Origin of the sequence: Granulicella paludicola (assembly GCF_025685545.1) — a bacterium.
GTDB lineage: Bacteria > Acidobacteriota > Terriglobia > Terriglobales > Acidobacteriaceae > Granulicella > Granulicella paludicola.
Genome location: NZ_JAGSYC010000025.1, coordinates 663,643 through 680,015, shown reverse-complemented (window position 1 = coordinate 680,015; position 16,373 = coordinate 663,643). Strand labels below are relative to the sequence as shown.

The following is a 16,373-nucleotide window of genomic DNA, read 5'->3' as shown; positions in this document are numbered from 1 at the left end:
CTCATGCTCATCCGCGTCGAACTTCCCCAACATCTCCGACAGCTCGCAGGCATACCCACCCACGAGCTTTCGCTGCCCCTCGCCCCTCCCATTACTTTGAACGCAATCCTCGACGCCATCGAAGCGGCCTACCCTGCACTTCGCGGCACCATCCGCGACCATCACACGCAGCAACGCCGCCCCTTTCTGCGCTTCTTCGCAGAGATGGAAGACATCTCCCAGCTCCCGCTCGACGCTCCACTCCCGACCAGCGTCGCAGAAGGCCGCGAGCCGCTGCTCATCATCGCGGGGATCGCAGGCGGCTAAGCAATCGCCCGCTCCATCACCACAAAGTACAGATCGTCCCGCAGCGGCGTCCCAAACCGCTCGTCCCCATACGGAAACTCCTCGCGCTCGCCGGTCAGCGCATACCCACGCCGCTCGTACCAGGCGATCAGCCCTGCGCGAACATTGAGCACGGTCATCCGCACTCGGCTTGCTCCACGCTCACGCAGGTCGGACTCTGCAGCCGCCAGCAACTGCCGCCCCTTTCCCTGGTTCTGCAATCCCGGCCGCACCGTCAACAGCCCCAGATACCACGTCTCCGCGGACTTTGGCTCCAGCCAGACCGTCCCCAACAATTCACCTGAAGCCTCATCGCGCCATAGCATCAGCCTCGCCTTCGGCTTCGCGGCCACATCTTCACGCAACGCCTCTTCGGTCGTTCGCACACCCGCGATAATCCCTGTCTCCGAGTTCCAGCTGGCACCGTCGCCCGCACTCCGATAGGCCACATTTGCCAGCGCCGCCACTTCGCTCAAATCTGCGTCGACCGCCTCGATCAGCACCATCGACCCAGTCTACAACCCCAACTCCAGCGCTTCAGGCGACTCCAAAGCCTGCTCAAAGCGCTCTACGAACTGGGCTACATGCGACCCGTCCGCAAGCCCATGATGCACATGAATCGACACCGGCATCGTGCTCCGACCGCCAGCCTCCGTGATCTTGCCAAACGTAATCTTCGGCGCGGAATCAGGCTTTGAAAGATTCATCGCATGTGAGATCGACGTGAAGTCGAACCATGGCAACACCGAGTAGCGGATCAAATTTTGATGGGACGACCGCTCCAGATCATCGCGGCTCTTTACGCGCTCCACCTCAGCCGAGGCGGCACGCACAAACGGCACAAGCTCTCGCTGATAGACATAGTCGCCAAAACCAATCGTCCCGTTTGCGCGACCCACAGCGCTGCCGCCATGGATCGTGCCGTACTCCCACACAGCTCCATCGACCACACGAGTTCTGAAGTTTTCAACCGCGTTCGCCGCCACCAGCGATCGATGCAGCAGCGTAAGAAATACTGAGAGCCCGCTGTCCTTCGCAAAACGAAACGACTCTGTGCAATCCACACGGATACAGACCCCGTGGTAGGGGTCTGTAAATCCGCTGAATAACCCAAAAAGCGGTCCACGCTCCCACGTCTTCAAATCGATCTGGACAGCATCCGCCCTGAACTTCTCATCCATGGCTTCATCGTATCGCCTCCGCAATCTCCATGGCAGAGGCCCCCGCTTACAGCTTGCCCAGCAGAATCTGCCCGCTCGCTGCGCCTTCAACCGTTCCGGAGATCGTCCCCGAGTCGCCCATTCCCGTCACATCCAGAATCAGTTCATTTGGCTTGCCCGGCACCTTCTTCAGCATCTTCGGCTGCGGCGCTCCGCCCAGCATCAGCGCAACATCGCTGATCCCCGTCACCGCACCTTCGCTCGCCACCAGCCGCAGACGATACTGCGCCGCCTCCTTGGTATGCCCATGCAGATCCAGATCGAAGTGGCCACCCTTCCAGCCGCCCACCAGGTCTGGCGCCCACAGCGACGAAGCCGCATTCCAATCCGACGGCGGCGCCATGCCCGTATCGAACACGGCCAGCCGCCGCAGCGTCATCGTGCCGACAGACTTCGTAGCCACCACACGCAATGCCTCCACGGTCACCGGCTTCACCGGCTGAATCCGTTTCTGCCCAATCGCCGAGCCTTCACCCAGTGCCACCCACGCCCTCTCAACTCGGCCTTCCAACCGATAACCGCGTACCCGCTCCCCCTTCATCGTGTCTTCCTGCAGCATGACCGTATCGATCCGCACAGGCGCCTTCAACATCAACGTCACAGCACGTCCTTCGCCAGACGTCTCTGCCACAGACTTACCAAACCGGCGCTTCACCTCAGCGCCCAGCTTCGCCGCGGCCTCTGCATCCGCTGCATCGAAGCGTCCCGTCGGATTGGGCGGCAGGTTCAACAACAGCTGACCTCCGCGCCCCACCGAACGGTAGTAGATCGAGAGCAGCTGCTCCTCCGTCAGCACCTTGTTCGCATCCGTCGGCGTCCAGAACCAGTCCGGCCGACGAATTGACACATCCACCTCGTTCGGCAACCATACGTCGCCGTCCGGAGTTCCATCCAGCGCCGTCGCCGTTCCGTGTACCGCATCGCGACGCTCAATGCCGTTCCAGCAGGGATACGGGGCAAAGCCATCCTCATTGCCCACCCATCGAATCGTCGCGTTCGGCCCCTGAAACACAGCCACATGCGGCTGATACTTCTTCAGGATATCGCCCACCGGCGTCGCGGTCGCTCCATCGAACCAAACCTCGACCAGCTCTCCATACTCGCTCAACAACTCCGTCAGTTGTTCGCGATAGATCGCGTCATACTTCTTCTGCTCCTCCGGCGTCTTGCAGATGCCGCCAGTCGCCGCCCCAAAGTGATCGTCCCGCGGCGATAGATAGACCCCAAGCCCCAGCCCGAACTTCTTGCACGAAGCCTGCAGCTCACGCATGATGTCGCCCTTGCCGTTCTTCCACGGCGAACTCTTTAAACCGAAATCCGTCGTCTTCGTCTGCCAGCAGCAAAATCCATACTGATGCTTCGCCACAAACACGATGTACCGCGCCCCAGCAGCCAGCGCGGTCTTCGCCCATTCATCCGTATCGAGATTCACCGGGTTCACCTCAGACGGCTGCACCGTGTACGAACCCGGTCGGCCGTTCTGATAGGTCTCATTCCCAAAGTGAATGAACATGCCCATCTCGAGGTCCTGCCACCGCGCCTGATCCGGCGTAGGCCGCGCCACGGCGCGCCCCTCTGCAACAGCAGGAGCAGCCAAAGCCAGTCGAGGAAGAGCAGCCACAAGTCCGGCACGAGCAGAGAGGGAGAGCAGAGTCCGTCGATTCATAAGCAGCATTCTACGACTATCAATCATAAAAATGAACATTCACCCGTAATAAATACAAAATAGATGTCAAGGGGTCGGTGACCTTCGCAGGCGACCAAACTACCTGGGATACCCCTCTGCACAGCCATCAAAAGTACAATCATCCATATGGCTCGCCTTTATCCGTTCCGCGCCCTCCGTTACGATCCAGCCCGCGTCAACATGACCGACGTCGTTACCCAGCCGTATGACAAGATCTCCCCGGCCATGCAGGACGCCTACTATGCGGCGAGCCCCTACAACCTGATCCGCGTCATCCTCGGTAAGCACCTGCCCGGCGACAATGACACCGAGAACGTCTACACCCGCGCCGCCGCCACCCTCAACGACTTTCGTAAGGAGGGCATCCTCAAGGAAGAGTCCGAGCCCGCGCTCTACGGCTACTCCCAGACTTACAAGGTCCCCGGCACCGAAGAGGTCCGCGAACGCCGCGGCTTCATCGCCCTCGCCCAGCTCTCCGACTACGCCGACAAGGTCGTCTATCGCCACGAGCAGACCTTCCCCAAGCACAAGTCCGATCGCCTCTCGCTCTTCAAGGCCACCCGCGCTTACTGCGAGCAGATCTACATGCTCTACTCCGACCCTACCTTCACGGCCGAGAAGATCATCTTCGCCGACGGTGCCGCGCCGGAGCTCGAAATCACCGACGAGTACGACGTCATCCACCGCGTCTGGAAGCTCACCGACCCCGCGCTGATCCAGAAGGTCCTCGCCACAATGGAGGACAAGTGGCTGCTCATCGCCGACGGCCACCACCGCTATGAGACCTCAACGACCTACATGTTCGAGCGCGCCGCCGAGCTCGGCGTCGACCCGAAGGCCGCACCAAAGACCACGCCCGAAGGCCTGCCGGCACCCGCCTTCCCTGAGCAGGCCATGATGATGACCTTCGTCAACGCCGACGCCCCGGGCATCACCATCCTGCCCACGCACCGCGTCGCCTTCGGCCTGCCCGACTTCAGCGGCCACGCCTTCGCGGACAAGGCGGAGAAGTTCTTCACCGTCGAAGAGATTCACGCCACCCCCGACGGTCATCTGCCCGGCGCACCTGGCCTGCTCCAGCACCTGAACGAGACACCCGGCATCGCCTTCATAGCAGCCACCCGCGACGGCGATTTCCTGCTTACTCCCAAGCCCGAGGCCATCGCTCCGCTGCTCGCGCATCTTTCCCCCCGTCAGCAGCAGCTCGACGTCGTCCAGCTGCACAAGGTCGTACTCGAAAACCTCCTCGGCCTGAACGAAGAGAAGGTCCGTGCCGGTAATAACGTCCGCTACCTCCGCGAAGCCACCGAAGCCCTGCAACAGGTCGGCAGCGGCAACGCAGATGTGGCCTTCCTCATCAAGCCGGTAACGCTGGAGCAGATGAAGGAAGTCTCCCTCAACCTCGAAGTGATGCCGCAGAAGTCGACGGACTTCTACCCCAAACTCCTCAGCGGTCTTGCGATGTACACGCTCGACTAAAGCAACCTGAATCTTCCTCCAAGACAGTCTCTCTTTTGGTTTGTCATTCCCGAAGAGCCTGCCCTGAGCGAAGTTGAACGGGGAATCTGCGTTTGTCTTTGTTTAGCGCCAGCGGCGCGGCCACATACCAGCCCAGGGCGTAGCCCTGGGTTCGGTGGCAAAAAGCAATCTGAGGGCTGAAGGCCCGACACAATCTTGTCAACCGCTCAAATGTGTTCAAGCGATTGGATTTTACTGAGGTTGCGTGGCCGCGCCTCACGCTTGTTGACGCGCCACCGGAAAAACAGCCCGAACAAAGTCATAACAATGGCGGCAATTCCAAACCCTATGGAAAAGCCCCATGTTTGGCCGAAGCTATTGATCGCCGCATCAGACGGATCATCTGGCTCGTAACGGACGGGGACCTTCTGACCCACTTCAAAAGGCGACGAGTTCGAACCTACGTTTGATACGACCGCCTGCTGATTGCCATCTTTTAGCGAAAACGTGAAGGCCGGCTCGTACGTCACACTGCCTTCATCGTCTTGCTTCTCTCGAAGCTCGACGATCGTTCCAGTGGTCGTGATGGATCGCGCTATAAAGATGAGCGTGTGGGCAGCAAACCCCAAGGTGAGCAGAGTCCAGATTATTCCCTGAACCAGTCCGATCCACATTAGGAGTTTCAACACTACTAACCAGATATCACGTCGAGACATGAAGATATTATGCCTATCAAAACACGGCCTCGACTGACGATCACCGCGAAATCCCCTCCAGCGGCGAACTGGCCGTCGCATACAGCTTCTTCGGCATCCTCCCCGCCAGAAACGCCTCACGCCCCGCTTCGACACCCTTCTTCATTGCGCTCGACATCAGCACAGGGTTCTTCGAAGCCGCCATCGCCGTATTCAGCAGCACGGCATCGAAGCCCAGCTCCATCGCCAGCGCCGCATCGCTCGCCGTTCCCAAGCCCGCATCCACCACCAGCGGTACCTCCGTGATCAGCTCGCGCATCATCCGCAGCGTATACGTATTTGCCATGCCCAGCCCTGTCCCAATCGGAGCTCCCAGCGGCATCACCGCAGCCGCGCCTACATCGATCAGCCGCTTCGCAAACACAATATCGTCGGTCGTATACGGCAGAACGGTGAAGCCTTCCTTCACCAGCACCTTCGTCGCCTCCACCGTCGCCTGCACATCGGGATACAGCGTTGCCTGATCGCCGATCACCTCGATCTTCACCCAGTCAGAAAGCCCCACCTCACGCCCCAGCCGAGCCGCGCGGATCGCCTCCTCCGCCGTGTAGCAGCCTGCCGTATTCGGCAGTAAAAAATACTTCTTCGGATCGATGAAATCCAGCAGCGACTCCTTGCTGCGATCCAGATTCACGCGCCGCACCGCGACCGTCACCATCTCCGCGCCGGAGGCCTCAATGGCGGCCTTCGTCTCCGCGCCATCCTTGTACTTCCCTGTGCCAACAATCAGCCGCGACCGAAACGTTCTTCCTGCAATGACCAATTCATCCATCCCTCTATCCTAAATCCGCCGCCGCAAACACAATCGGCCCGTCCCGAAGGACGAGCCGATATGCGGTGATCTGTTTGGGTTGACCTGAGGCATCCGTTACGGATGGGCCTCGGCAGGACTTATGGTCGTTCGACGAAAAGCCGCCAGGACTAGAGCAACGGATGCTCTAAGCCTCAGTCACCTCACGTGTTGTGGTGCTACATGTACTGTCAATTTTCATAAGGTTTGGACCATCCTCCTTTCCCGTGTAGCTCGAAAGTAAAACCGACGGAGAAGAAAGTCAAACGCGATGTTAACCTCAATTTGCATCTCACGAAACGACTGACATTTCAGCACGGAGTTTTCTACACCATGAAACCAGCAACCATCATCGGCGCGATCCTCATCCTCGTCGGCATCGTCGGCTTTGCCCTCGGCGGCTTCAGCTTCACGCATGAGAAGAAGGACGTCGACCTCGGCCCGCTGCAGGTCTCGCACGAGCAGAAGAAGACCGTACCCATCCCGCCCGCGGCAAGCCTCATCTGCCTAGTCGGCGGCGTCGTGCTCGTCGGCGTCGGCATCACCCGCAAGTAGACGCTACTTCATATACGCCCGCACCAGATCAATCAACTCTTCCCCAAGCTCAGGCGTCAGCGCCTGGGCCTTCGGCCCCACAAGATGAAGGCGGATGTGATCTTCCAACACCTCCGCCATCAATCCATCGATCCCGCCGCGCACCGCCGCCAGCAGCATCAGCACATCCGAACACTCCCGCCCCTCAATCAAACTGCGCTCCACTGACTCCACCTGCCCATGAATTCGCTTGGCTCGGTTGATCAGTTTTGTCCGCTCGCGACTCGTCTCCATCATTCCCTCCATATACCCTACTGGGGTATACTATATCCACGACGCAGCCGAACCGCGCCGAAACATCTGAGGCACCCCGTGCCGGAAAGGAGATTCCCCATGACCCTCTTTCGCAATCCGCTTCGCAGGAAGGAAACCATCCCAACCCCGACCCGTCCGATCCGCACCATGCTGATCACCCGTCGCTTTGTAGAAACCGGCGACGAACGCTGCCCCCTCGCCGGTATCTGGATGCCGCTCAACGACAGCTCCGCTGTCTCTGAAGACTCTGAATTACTCCGGCCCGTCATCGGGAAACTCCTCCTTGGCGGGCCATTCATCTCACTCTTACATTCGCTCCGTACAGTCACAGAAAGCCTCCACGACCGATGCCTCAGACACCTGGCCGTCTCTCACCTCTCGTCCTCCTTCTCTGCGCTCTCTGCGTAACGCCCTCCCGCGCCCAGCAGGACGCCGCCGCAACCGCCCCTGTCCCAACTCCGGAAGCTCCAGCGCCGCAGCTCACCGTCTTTCCGCATCCTGACACCGCGCGCTACCTGCTCTCCGGGCAGGCCAATATCGTCTTCCAGTCGCATCCCGGCTTCCACTCGCCGTATGAAGGCACCAACTCCTTCCTGGCGCGCGGTGAATACAAAACCTCGCTCGTCGGCACGATCTACGGTGGCTTTCAGCTGATCGCCGATCCTCGCTTCGAGCTCGACGGCATCTTCGACATCGAATCCGCAGGCGGTCGCGGCATGTCCGAAGCCCTCGGTCTCGCTGGTTTCAGCAACCTCGACGTCGTGCGCAACCCTACGCTCGGCTCCAAGCCCTACATCGCCCGCGTACAGCTGCACCAGACCATCGGCTTCACCAGCAAGATGGTCGACCAGCCACGTACGCAGTTCTCGCTTGCCACCAAAGTCCCGGAGCGCCGCCTTGACCTCCGCGTTGGCAAGCTCAGCATGCCCGACGTCATGGACATCAGCGGCCCCGGCTCCGACTCGCACCTGCAGTTCCTAAACTGGACCGCCGACAACAATGGCGCCTGGGACTACGCCGCCGACACGCGCGGCTACACCTACGCCGCCGTCGCCGAGTATGACGACAAGCTTTGGTCCGCGCGCTACGTTCTTGGCCTCATGCCCACCGTCGCTAATGGCATCGACCTGCAATGGAACCTGCACCGCGCCAGCGGTCAGAACGTCGAGCTCGAATACCGCAAGACGCCCTTCGCCTTCCTGCCCGAACGCCTGATTGCTGCCGATCGCAAGGGCACGGTACGCCTGCTCGGCTTCGTCAATCATGCCAACATGGGCGACTACCGCGATCAGAACAAGATCGCTATCTTCGAACGCTCCATCGGCCAGACCAGCGCGACACCCAGCATCACGCAACACGCCGAACAGGTCACCATGAAGTACGGTATCGGCCTGAACTTCGAGCAGGAACTCACGCAGGACGTCCGCGTGTTCGGCCGCTTCGGTTGGAACGAAGGCCAGCACGAAAGCTACGCCTACACCGAGGTCGATCAGACCTTCGAACTCGGCGGCGACATCTCCGGCGCCCACTGGGGACGTACCAACGACAAGGTCGGCCTCGTCGGCATCTCCAACGCCATCAAGCGCGACCACCAGCAGTACCTCGCGCTCGGTGGACTCGGCTTCATCCTCGGCGACGGCGCTCTAAGCTACGCGCGCGAAGACATCCTCGAGACGTACTACACCGCTCACAACTGGCGCGGACTCTTCACTGCCTTCGATCTCCAGCTCGTCGCGCACCCCGGCTACAACCAGGCCCGTGGCCCGGTCGAAATCTTCACCGTCCGCACCCACGTTGACTTCTAGGCGCGCACAGTCCTCTTGCGAACGCGCCCCAGAATCAAGCCGACATCAGCCAGAACGATGCCGATAATTCCGAACACACAAGCCACAAAATAGAGTCGCCACACCGTAGCTACCTGCGCGGACTCGGGCGATTGAGCCGGATAGATCACAGGCACAACCTCGCCCGTAGCGAAGCTGGGATCGTCACTGCGGACGGGGTCGATGAAGTTCACGATCCTTCCGCCCGGCAGCTGAAACCGCAGATGGGTGACCGACACCACCTCTCCCTGCGCATTCTGCGTCGAAACATTCTCCGTCACAGTTGCCGAGATCCGCGCGAAGGACCGGAACGTCCACCAGGTGTGGGCCGCAAAGACCGCGCACAACACCAGCGACAGCAAGCCAAAGGGCAACGTAATCCTCGCAACAGGGGGTGCCGTGGCCGAAAAGTACGCGCCCCACGTTCGACGCAGTGCAACCAGATCCATCTCTCCACTCTATGCGAATGCGCGCCTCACCGTTGCGGCCCAGCCTCATGCCAGCGACAACCGTCCACCCAGCCCTCTACAATCTTCACCGGAGAGTGCCCAACCACGATGCTGAATCGCCGCCGTCTCACCGCTTCCCTTCTCAGTCTCTTCGTTCTGCCGCTCGCAGCCCGCGCCCAGCAGCCTGCCGTAACTCCCTCGGCCGATCTCGCAGGCATCGCCCATGTTGCCATCCGCGTCCACGATCTCGACGCCTCCGTCGCGTACTACGAAAAGCTCGGCTTCATCCGCGCCTTTGCGCTCTCGCGCGAGGGCAAAGTCTACGAGGCCTTCATTAAGATCGACGATCAGCAGTACCTCGAGCTTTACCCGGTCGAGGACAAGAACACGCAGATCGGGTTCCTGCACGTCTGCTTCTACGGCAGAGACCTGCCCGCCGTGCACGACTACTACGTAGCCCACGGCCTCACTCCGAACAACGTTCGCACCGCTGGCGCAGGCAATCTGCTATTCACCATGCCCGGCCCCGCCACCCTTACCGGCCCCCAAAACATGGAGTACACGCAGTACATGCCTGCCTCTATGCACTCCAAGGCCATCGGCCAGTTCCTCGGCCCCGATCGCATCTCGACCCACCTCATCGGCGTGGAAATCGGTTTCACCAATCCCGCCGAGGCAGCCGCTTTCTACAAAGACAAGGCAGGCTTCATACCGCAGGCGCCCACCAGAATGCCCTCACGCGGCCCGCAGACCACCTTCGCCCTTCCCGGCAATCCCTCCGAGTTCATCAAGCTCGTCTCGTCCGCCGAACTCGGCTTCCGCTCCCGCATCGTTCTAGCCGCCGATACTTCCACCGCCGCAGCGAAACTGAAGCAGCAAGGGGTTGAGTTCAAGCAGGGTGGAGGCGAACTGGATAGTCACGACCTTCTGCTCACCGATCCCGATGGCAATCAGATCATCCTCAAAGCCACAAAATAGTTCTTCGCCGACAAAAGAAAGACGGCTGCCATGCAGGCAACCGTCTTTTGTTTCTGTTTGGGTAGAGGATTAGCGATGTCCGCCGCCGCCGCCACCGTGGAAGCCGCCGCCACCACCGTGGAAGCCACCACCGCCGCCGCCGCGGAAGCCACCACCAACATTGCCGTGGAAACCGCCACCAGCATAACCTCCGCGATAGCCACCACCGTAACCGCCACGGTATCCACCACGATAGCCGTAGCCACCAACACCGCGGTAACCGTAGCCGCCACGATAGCCGTAGCCGCCGCGACCATACCAACCGCCGCGATACCACGGGCCTGCGCCGATAAAGAGGCCGCCGTTGAACCACTCAGGGCCGTAGTACCCATACGGAGCGCACGCATACGGCGCGTAGTCGTAGTAGCCATAGCTGCAGGCCGGAGCCGCGTACGGATAGCCGCCAACACCGATGCCCACCGAAACCTGAGCGTTCGCCTTAGGCGCCGTCGTAAAGAAAAAACCGAGTACTGCGAGAAAAGCGAAATAGCGTAAATAACGCATGATGCAACTCCCTCTAACCTCGCTCGAGCGTGCTTTCTCGCTACGAGGTCTGGGTTCAGGACGTTTTCAATGTTGCCGTCCGTTCCCTATTGTTAGAACACAGCCTCCCCCGCAAAGTTGCACACAATTCCAAGCAGAACAGAACGATAACCGCGCCCGCCTGAATCGCGTCCCCAGGCAACCATTCGCCACAACCTATACTTGAGACTCATGATGTCTCCGCTCGTGTTCGAGATCGTCGCCTTCGTCCTTGGTCTGCTCTTCGGCAGCTTTCTGAACGTCTGCATCGCGCGCCTGCCGCGACACGAGAGCCTTTGGCACCCCCGCTCCCACTGCCCCCATTGCAGCAAAACGATCCGCTGGTACGACAACATCCCTGTTCTCAGTTGGATACTGCTGCGCGGAAGGTGCCGGGATTGCGGCGAGAGCATCTCTTGGCGCTATCCGGCGGTGGAACTCGCCACCGCGATCTGGTTCACATTGGTAGCCGCCGTCTTCAACGCCCGTTTGCTCAACGTACTCCACGAGCAAGTGCCAGCCTTTCAAACTGAACACCTCGCCGATCAATCTATCGCAGGCATCGCCGCTCTCATTCTCGGCTTCCTTCTCATCGGTCTGCTCGTCATGGACTGGCGCACCCACACGCTTCCCAACGCCTTCACCACACCCGGCATAGCGATAGGCTTCTTCCTCACCTGCTGTCAAATCATCTTCCTCGGCCCCAAGGAAGGCGATGTCATGCTGCACGGCAAGAACCCGATCACCAGCGCGGGCAGCACCGTCGACAAGGGCAATCTCATCCTCACCGGCCCCGAGCACATCGTCCTCGGCTGGCTCGCCTCCGTCGCCGCCGCAGCCTGCCTCCTGCTGCTGATCCGCTTCCTCTATCAGAAGCTACGCGGCCGCGAAGGCCTCGGGCTGGGCGATGTGAAACTCATCGCGATGATCGCCGCCTTCCTCAGCTTCTGGCCAGCGATGCTCTCCCTCTTCGTCGGCGTGGTCCTCTGCTCGCTATTTGCCGTGACGCTGATGGCTCGCGGAAAAGCCAATGCCACCACGCAGCTACCGCTTGGCACCTTCCTCTGCATCGGAGGGCTCGTCGCAACCCTCTTCGGCGCTCCGCTTATCGCCTGGTACAGCACTTTGCTCTAGCTTTTCCGTCGGACGCTATCCCCTGTGGATGCCGTCCCTTGATTCTTGACCGCTACGCTCCTACACTCAAGACTGGCCATGCAAACTCACTACATCTGGCAATACATCCCTCTCGTGCTGCAGATCCTGGTCGCTCTGGCTATGGCCGGCGGCATGGTCGCTGCGTCCTTCTTCATCGGCAAACACAAGCGCACCAAGGTCAAGCTCGGCGCGTACGAGTGCGGTATGGATCCCGTGGGCGACGCCCGCGGACGCTTCTCCGTCAAGTTCTACATGGTCGCCATGTTGTTCATTCTGTTCGACGTCGAAGCCGTCTTCATAATGCCCTGGGCCGTCATCTACCGCCAGCTCCACACCATCACCGGCCAGCGTCTCTTCGGCTTCTGGGAGATGGTTGTGTACCTCGGCTTCGTCGCCGTCGGTCTTTTCTATGTCTGGAAGAAGGGCATCCTCGACTGGACCAACACAAGCAGCCGCGGCGATCTGTAAGCCGCACAACCTCATCGATTTGTCATTCTCCTGAGCGAAGTCGAAGGGGAATCTGCTTTCAGAGAAGAGAAGATATGTCTGACCCGATCATCAACCCTGCGACTCCCGAGGCCTGTTTCGGCAAAGAGGCCGTCACCGCTGCGCTCGCCGACCACGCCGCTATCCAGGGCCTCGCCGATCTCATCGTTGACGCCAAGTGGGATCGCAAGGAACTCACCCTCACCGTCGCGCCTGAGACCATCGTCGCCGCCTGCAAGGCCGCCCAGGCCGCCAGCTATGTCTTCTTCGAGGACGTCACCGCCGTCGACTGGTACCCCGCCGAGCCCCGCTTCCAGCTCAGCTACTCGCTGCTTTCGTACAAGCTCAAGCAGCGCATCCGCGTCGTCGCCCGCCTCAACGAAGGCCAGTCCATCGCCTCGGTTACCGGCGTCTGGCCCTCCGCCAACTTCTACGAACGCGAGGTCTTCGACCTCTTCGGCGTTCCCTTCACCGGCCACCCCGGCCTCACCCGCATCATGATGCCGGAGAACTGGGAAGGTCATCCGCTGCGCAAGGACTACCCCGTGGAGGGCTACCGCTAATATGTCTCCTATCGAACAGCTTGACGAAATCACAGCAGAAGACATGTTGATCCCCGGCGTTGAAGACGTCGTCCGCGAGTCCACCTCGCATCACCGTCCCGAAGGCTCCGACCCGGTGAGCGAAAGCACGATGATCCTGAACATGGGTCCGCAGCACCCGTCCACGCACGGCGTTCTTCGCCTCGTGCTGGAGATCGACGGCGAAACCATCGTCTCCCTCGCGCCCGACATCGGCTACCTGCACACCGGCATCGAAAAGACCTGCGAGGCCAAGTTCTACAACCAGGTCACGCCGATGACCGACCGCATCGACTACCTGTGTCCGATGACGAACAACACGGCCTACGCCCTGGCCGTGGAAAAGCTCCTCGAACTCGAAGTCCCCGAACGCGCGCAGTACATTCGCGTCCTCTTCAACGAGCTCACGCGCATCCAGTCGCACCTCGTCTGGCTCGGCACGCACGCCATGGATATCGGCGCGCTCACCGTCTTCCTCTACTGCTTCCGCGAGCGCGAAGCCCTGCTGCGCATCTTCGAGGCTGTCAGCGGCCAGCGCATGATGACCAGCTACGTCCGCATCGGCGGCGTCGCCCTTGAAATGCCATCCGGCATGATCAAGGACATCCGCGCCTTCCTCGCCGACTTCCCCTCCAAGATCGCCGAGTACGAAGGCCTCCTCAACAACAACCCCATCTGGAAGTCGCGCCTCCAGGGCGTCGGCAAACTCACCGCGGAGCAGGCGATCGCTCTCGGCGTCAGCGGCCCGCCCATGCGCGCCTCCGGCATCGACTTCGACGTCCGCCGCGACATGCCCTACTCGGGCTACGAGAAGTTCAAGTTCAACGTCCCCGTCTCCAACGGCTGCGACGTCTGGGCCCGCTACCTCGTCCGCATGGACGAGATGCGCGAGAGCGTCAAGATCTGCCTCCAGGCGCTCGACGGCATGCCCGAAGGCCGCATCGTCGCCGACGCGCCGAAGATCATCCTTCCCGACCGCGAGCAGATGAAGACCCAGATGGAATCCCTCATCCATCACTTCAAGATCGTCACCGAAGGCTTCGCAGTCCCGGCAGGCGAAGCCACCAGCTCGGTCGAAGCTCCGCACGGCATGATGAACTACTACGTCGTCTCGGACGGCACCACCAAGCCCTACCGCGTCCACATGCGCAACGCCGACTTTGCCAACCTCCAGGCATTGGAGACCATGTGCAAGGGACAGCTGATCGCGGACGTAGTCGCAGTCATCGGCTCAATTGACGTAGTGCTCGGAGCTATCGATCGGTAGTCCGGTGAAACCTTTTGCCCTACTCTGCTGATTTGCCCGATCAACACCGAGATGCGTTAGTAGCGCTCTGGAATGAGCTGGTGGCTAAGTTGCGCTCTCGCCTTAGTGATCTGGAGGCTAGTGGCTTTTTGAAACGGCCCATGGTCGAAGAGATTTTGCCGCAGGAGTTCATTGCCACAACAGAGGGTGGTGATTGGGGCGGATATTTGAGTGTCTGGCTAGATCCTCACTCCGGCGAAGGAAGCTGGAATCAAATCGCACCTGAAGATAAGTGCGAGCCCTGGAGGATGTCGCCAGATGGCATCGCATCAATCAGTGGAGAGCAGGTCTCGGTGCACGGGCTTGCAGAACGTTTCGCCACCAAATTGATCACGAAACGATGAATCATGACCTCCACACCGAACTCTGGGTTTCCTGAGTACCAAGCTGCGCCTCTGCCGACGGTTGCAACAAAACCCAACGAAGTTCATCTAGACTAAACGCATGAGCCGCGACGAGGTTCTCGCCAAACTCCGCCAGCACGCGCCTGAGCTACAGGCCGAAGGCATCCTGCACCTCGCGCTCTTCGGCTCAACGGCGCGCAATGAGGCCGACGAGGCCTCCGATGTGGATTTAATGGCTGACTATGACCCGGAGAAGAAGCTCAGTTTGCTGGACATCGCCGGTCTGCATCTACAACTTGAAGACCTGCTGGGCGCGAAGGTCGACCTCTGTACGCGCAATCTCATCAAGCCCATCCTGAAACCCTATGTAGAAGCGGACGCCGTCGATGCGTTCTAATCGCACCCCTGCAGTCTACTTCGACGACATCCTACGGGCCATCGCGCTTCTGCGGGCTTACTGTGCCGAGTTGGACTTAGCGACCTTCGAAGAACAGCAAGGGAAGCAGGATGCGATCCTCTATCGTCTGCTGGTTCTCACCGAGGCCGCTCACCGTCTTCGTGAGGACGAACTGGCACTCTGCCCGGGACCGAACTGGCGCAAGATTCGAGACTTGGGAAACGTGATTCGGCATGCCTACGACGCGATTGATCGTGCGACCATCTGGGAGATCATCCACAGCGATCTGCCGCCGCTCAAGGAAGCCTTGGAGCTTACGATGCGGAAGCATTTCCCGGATGTACCGCTGCCATGACCTCTCAACTCCACACCGAACTCTGGACCTCCTGGGCATCCGTACTGCGTAGCTACGCAGCCGCGCACGGCCTGAACGCTAAGCAACACGCCGTGGTCGAGGTCAGCGCCGACTCCATCATCCTCCGCGTCGGCAGCCAGTGGATGGAGTTCACCGCAACCGAGCAGCGGTTGAGCGACGGCCCCCCTGTCCCGTTCGCACTCCTCGAAGACGGCACCGTCACCCTGAACCACGCCCCAGCCGAAGAGATGGACATGGCCGCCGAACGCCTCGCCCGCGAAATGCTCTTCCCTTCGCTCTAACGAACTTCTCTGGCGCCACATTCTCTGTTTTCAAGTACTCTAATCACCATCGGGCCCCCATATCTTCGCCAGGATGGATATGACTGCACCGCTAGGCTCCAAGCTCGCTCAACTCGCGAACGCCCGGAAGAAGGCCGAAGAGACTCTCGTTGTCTCGGCAGATGAACTCGCCCGTCGCGAGGCAGAAGCCATCGCTGGCAAAGCACGCGCGATTCAACAGCTGCTCACGCCGCATGTGGATGCCTTCAATGAAGCTGTCGAGGCTGTTGACCGCATCACGGTTGAAGTGGCTTCGCCCGTCGTAAAGATCAAGCAGAACCATGTGAACCTCATCTCGATCGAGGTCAAGGTCGCGGGTGCCACCTTCAAGCGAACAGGCGGACGGTATACCTCGGAGGATTACTTCACCTTCGGCACCGACGAAAGTGGAGCGATAACTTTTCGCAACTTTGACGCGACCGTCAAGAAGCCGCTCAGTGGCGATCAGTACGCCGAGATCGTGCTGATGGAAGCGCTCGGTCTCAACGAATAATGCGGAGTGATTCGCTTGTGA

General features: G+C 60.3%; 22 protein-coding genes. 14 read left to right on the top strand and 8 right to left on the bottom strand.

Going from position 1 to position 16,373, the window contains the following annotated elements; all coding sequences use genetic code 11:
- Positions 1-3 precede the first annotated feature (3 nt).
- Positions 4-306: a hypothetical protein gene (locus OHL14_RS14700; protein ID WP_263380107.1), complete on the top strand. Its 303-nt coding sequence runs from the start codon at positions 4-6 to the stop codon at positions 304-306.
- On the opposite strand, the gene OHL14_RS14695 is transcribed toward OHL14_RS14700, so the two are convergent.
- The 3 genes from OHL14_RS14695 to OHL14_RS14685 are packed head-to-tail and all read right to left on the bottom strand — an operon-like array spanning position 303 to position 3,210.
- A complete protein-coding gene (locus OHL14_RS14695; protein ID WP_263380106.1) occupies positions 303-830 on the bottom strand; it encodes a GNAT family N-acetyltransferase in 528 nt (175 codons plus the stop codon). The genes OHL14_RS14700 and OHL14_RS14695 overlap by 4 nt on opposite strands.
- 9 nt (positions 831-839) lie before the next feature.
- Entirely contained in the window at positions 840-1,505 is a 666-nt protein-coding gene (locus tag OHL14_RS14690) for a CatA-like O-acetyltransferase (RefSeq protein ID WP_263380105.1), read from the bottom strand.
- Positions 1,506-1,551: 46 nt separating this feature from the next.
- Entirely contained in the window at positions 1,552-3,210 is a 1,659-nt protein-coding gene (locus OHL14_RS14685; RefSeq protein WP_263380104.1) for an alpha-L-fucosidase, read from the bottom strand.
- A gap of 147 nt (positions 3,211-3,357) precedes the next feature.
- On the opposite strand from OHL14_RS14685, the gene OHL14_RS14680 reads away from it, so the two are divergent.
- Positions 3,358-4,710: a DUF1015 domain-containing protein gene (locus OHL14_RS14680; protein WP_263380103.1), complete on the top strand. Its 1,353-nt coding sequence runs from the start codon at positions 3,358-3,360 to the stop codon at positions 4,708-4,710.
- Positions 4,711-4,916: 206 nt separating this feature from the next.
- On the opposite strand, the gene OHL14_RS14675 is transcribed toward OHL14_RS14680, so the two are convergent.
- Together OHL14_RS14675 and OHL14_RS14670 are read right to left on the bottom strand one after the other, a co-directional pair.
- Positions 4,917-5,405, bottom strand: coding sequence for a DUF3592 domain-containing protein (locus tag OHL14_RS14675; protein ID WP_263380102.1), 489 nt, complete (start codon positions 5,403-5,405; stop codon positions 4,917-4,919).
- Between the two features lie 40 nt (positions 5,406-5,445).
- A complete protein-coding gene (locus OHL14_RS14670) occupies positions 5,446-6,216 on the bottom strand; it encodes a thiazole synthase (RefSeq protein WP_263380101.1) in 771 nt (256 codons plus the stop codon).
- Positions 6,217-6,567: 351 nt separating this feature from the next.
- Here OHL14_RS14670 and OHL14_RS14665 point away from each other — a divergent pair, with 351 nt between their 5' ends.
- Positions 6,568-6,789 carry a DUF3185 domain-containing protein gene (locus tag OHL14_RS14665; RefSeq protein WP_263380100.1) on the top strand — a complete coding sequence of 74 codons (222 nt, stop codon included), beginning with the start codon at positions 6,568-6,570 and terminating at the stop codon, positions 6,787-6,789.
- A gap of 3 nt (positions 6,790-6,792) precedes the next feature.
- On the opposite strand, the gene OHL14_RS14660 is transcribed toward OHL14_RS14665, so the two are convergent.
- Positions 6,793-7,065: a metal/formaldehyde-sensitive transcriptional repressor gene (locus tag OHL14_RS14660; protein ID WP_263380099.1), complete on the bottom strand. Its 273-nt coding sequence runs from the start codon at positions 7,063-7,065 to the stop codon at positions 6,793-6,795.
- 365 nt (positions 7,066-7,430) lie between these two features.
- Here OHL14_RS14660 and OHL14_RS14655 point away from each other — a divergent pair, with 365 nt between their 5' ends.
- On the top strand, positions 7,431-8,888 hold the full coding sequence (locus OHL14_RS14655) for a carbohydrate porin (protein WP_263380098.1): 1,458 nt from the start codon (positions 7,431-7,433) through the stop codon (positions 8,886-8,888).
- On the opposite strand, the gene OHL14_RS14650 is transcribed toward OHL14_RS14655, so the two are convergent.
- Positions 8,885-9,355 carry a DUF3592 domain-containing protein gene (locus tag OHL14_RS14650; protein WP_263380097.1) on the bottom strand — a complete coding sequence of 157 codons (471 nt, stop codon included), beginning with the start codon at positions 9,353-9,355 and terminating at the stop codon, positions 8,885-8,887. The two genes, OHL14_RS14655 and OHL14_RS14650, sit on opposite strands and share 4 nt — an antisense overlap.
- A 108-nt stretch (positions 9,356-9,463) precedes the next feature.
- Between OHL14_RS14650 and OHL14_RS14645 the strand changes: the two genes are divergently transcribed.
- Complete coding sequence (locus tag OHL14_RS14645; RefSeq protein ID WP_263380096.1) at positions 9,464-10,333, top strand: VOC family protein; 870 nt, start codon at positions 9,464-9,466, stop codon at positions 10,331-10,333.
- A 69-nt stretch (positions 10,334-10,402) separates the two neighbouring features.
- Here the strand turns inward: OHL14_RS14645 and OHL14_RS14640 are convergent, their stop codons facing one another.
- Positions 10,403-10,876, bottom strand: coding sequence for a hypothetical protein (locus OHL14_RS14640; RefSeq protein ID WP_263380095.1), 474 nt, complete (start codon positions 10,874-10,876; stop codon positions 10,403-10,405).
- Between the two features lie 210 nt (positions 10,877-11,086).
- On the opposite strand from OHL14_RS14640, the gene OHL14_RS14635 reads away from it, so the two are divergent.
- The 9 genes from OHL14_RS14635 to OHL14_RS14595 all read left to right on the top strand — a co-directional run bounded on the left by OHL14_RS14635 (position 11,087) and on the right by OHL14_RS14595 (position 16,352).
- Positions 11,087-12,028 (top strand): prepilin peptidase, encoded by a 942-nt coding sequence (locus OHL14_RS14635; RefSeq protein WP_263380094.1) that lies wholly within the window; start codon positions 11,087-11,089, stop codon positions 12,026-12,028.
- Positions 12,029-12,106: 78 nt separating this feature from the next.
- Complete coding sequence (locus tag OHL14_RS14630) at positions 12,107-12,517, top strand: NADH-quinone oxidoreductase subunit A (RefSeq protein ID WP_263380093.1); 411 nt, start codon at positions 12,107-12,109, stop codon at positions 12,515-12,517.
- A gap of 74 nt (positions 12,518-12,591) precedes the next feature.
- The gene (locus OHL14_RS14625; RefSeq protein WP_263380092.1) at positions 12,592-13,098 is read left to right on the top strand and encodes an NADH-quinone oxidoreductase subunit C; all 507 of its coding nucleotides are present in this window, start codon (positions 12,592-12,594) and stop codon (positions 13,096-13,098) included.
- Position 13,099: 1 nt separating this feature from the next.
- Entirely contained in the window at positions 13,100-14,383 is a 1,284-nt protein-coding gene (nuoD, locus tag OHL14_RS14620) for an NADH dehydrogenase (quinone) subunit D (RefSeq protein ID WP_263380091.1), read from the top strand.
- A 140-nt stretch (positions 14,384-14,523) separates the two neighbouring features.
- A complete protein-coding gene (locus OHL14_RS14615) occupies positions 14,524-14,766 on the top strand; it encodes a hypothetical protein (protein ID WP_263380090.1) in 243 nt (80 codons plus the stop codon).
- A gap of 100 nt (positions 14,767-14,866) precedes the next feature.
- Positions 14,867-15,163 carry a nucleotidyltransferase family protein gene (locus OHL14_RS14610; protein ID WP_263380089.1) on the top strand — a complete coding sequence of 99 codons (297 nt, stop codon included), beginning with the start codon at positions 14,867-14,869 and terminating at the stop codon, positions 15,161-15,163.
- Positions 15,153-15,518, top strand: coding sequence for a HepT-like ribonuclease domain-containing protein (locus OHL14_RS14605; protein ID WP_263380088.1), 366 nt, complete (start codon positions 15,153-15,155; stop codon positions 15,516-15,518). Before OHL14_RS14610 ends, OHL14_RS14605 begins: the two co-directional genes overlap by 11 nt.
- Positions 15,515-15,820 carry a transcriptional regulator gene (locus OHL14_RS14600; protein WP_263380087.1) on the top strand — a complete coding sequence of 102 codons (306 nt, stop codon included), beginning with the start codon at positions 15,515-15,517 and terminating at the stop codon, positions 15,818-15,820. Before OHL14_RS14605 ends, OHL14_RS14600 begins: the two co-directional genes overlap by 4 nt.
- Before the next feature lie 79 nt (positions 15,821-15,899).
- The gene (locus OHL14_RS14595; RefSeq protein ID WP_263380086.1) at positions 15,900-16,352 is read left to right on the top strand and encodes a hypothetical protein; all 453 of its coding nucleotides are present in this window, start codon (positions 15,900-15,902) and stop codon (positions 16,350-16,352) included.
- Positions 16,353-16,373 lie beyond the last annotated feature (21 nt).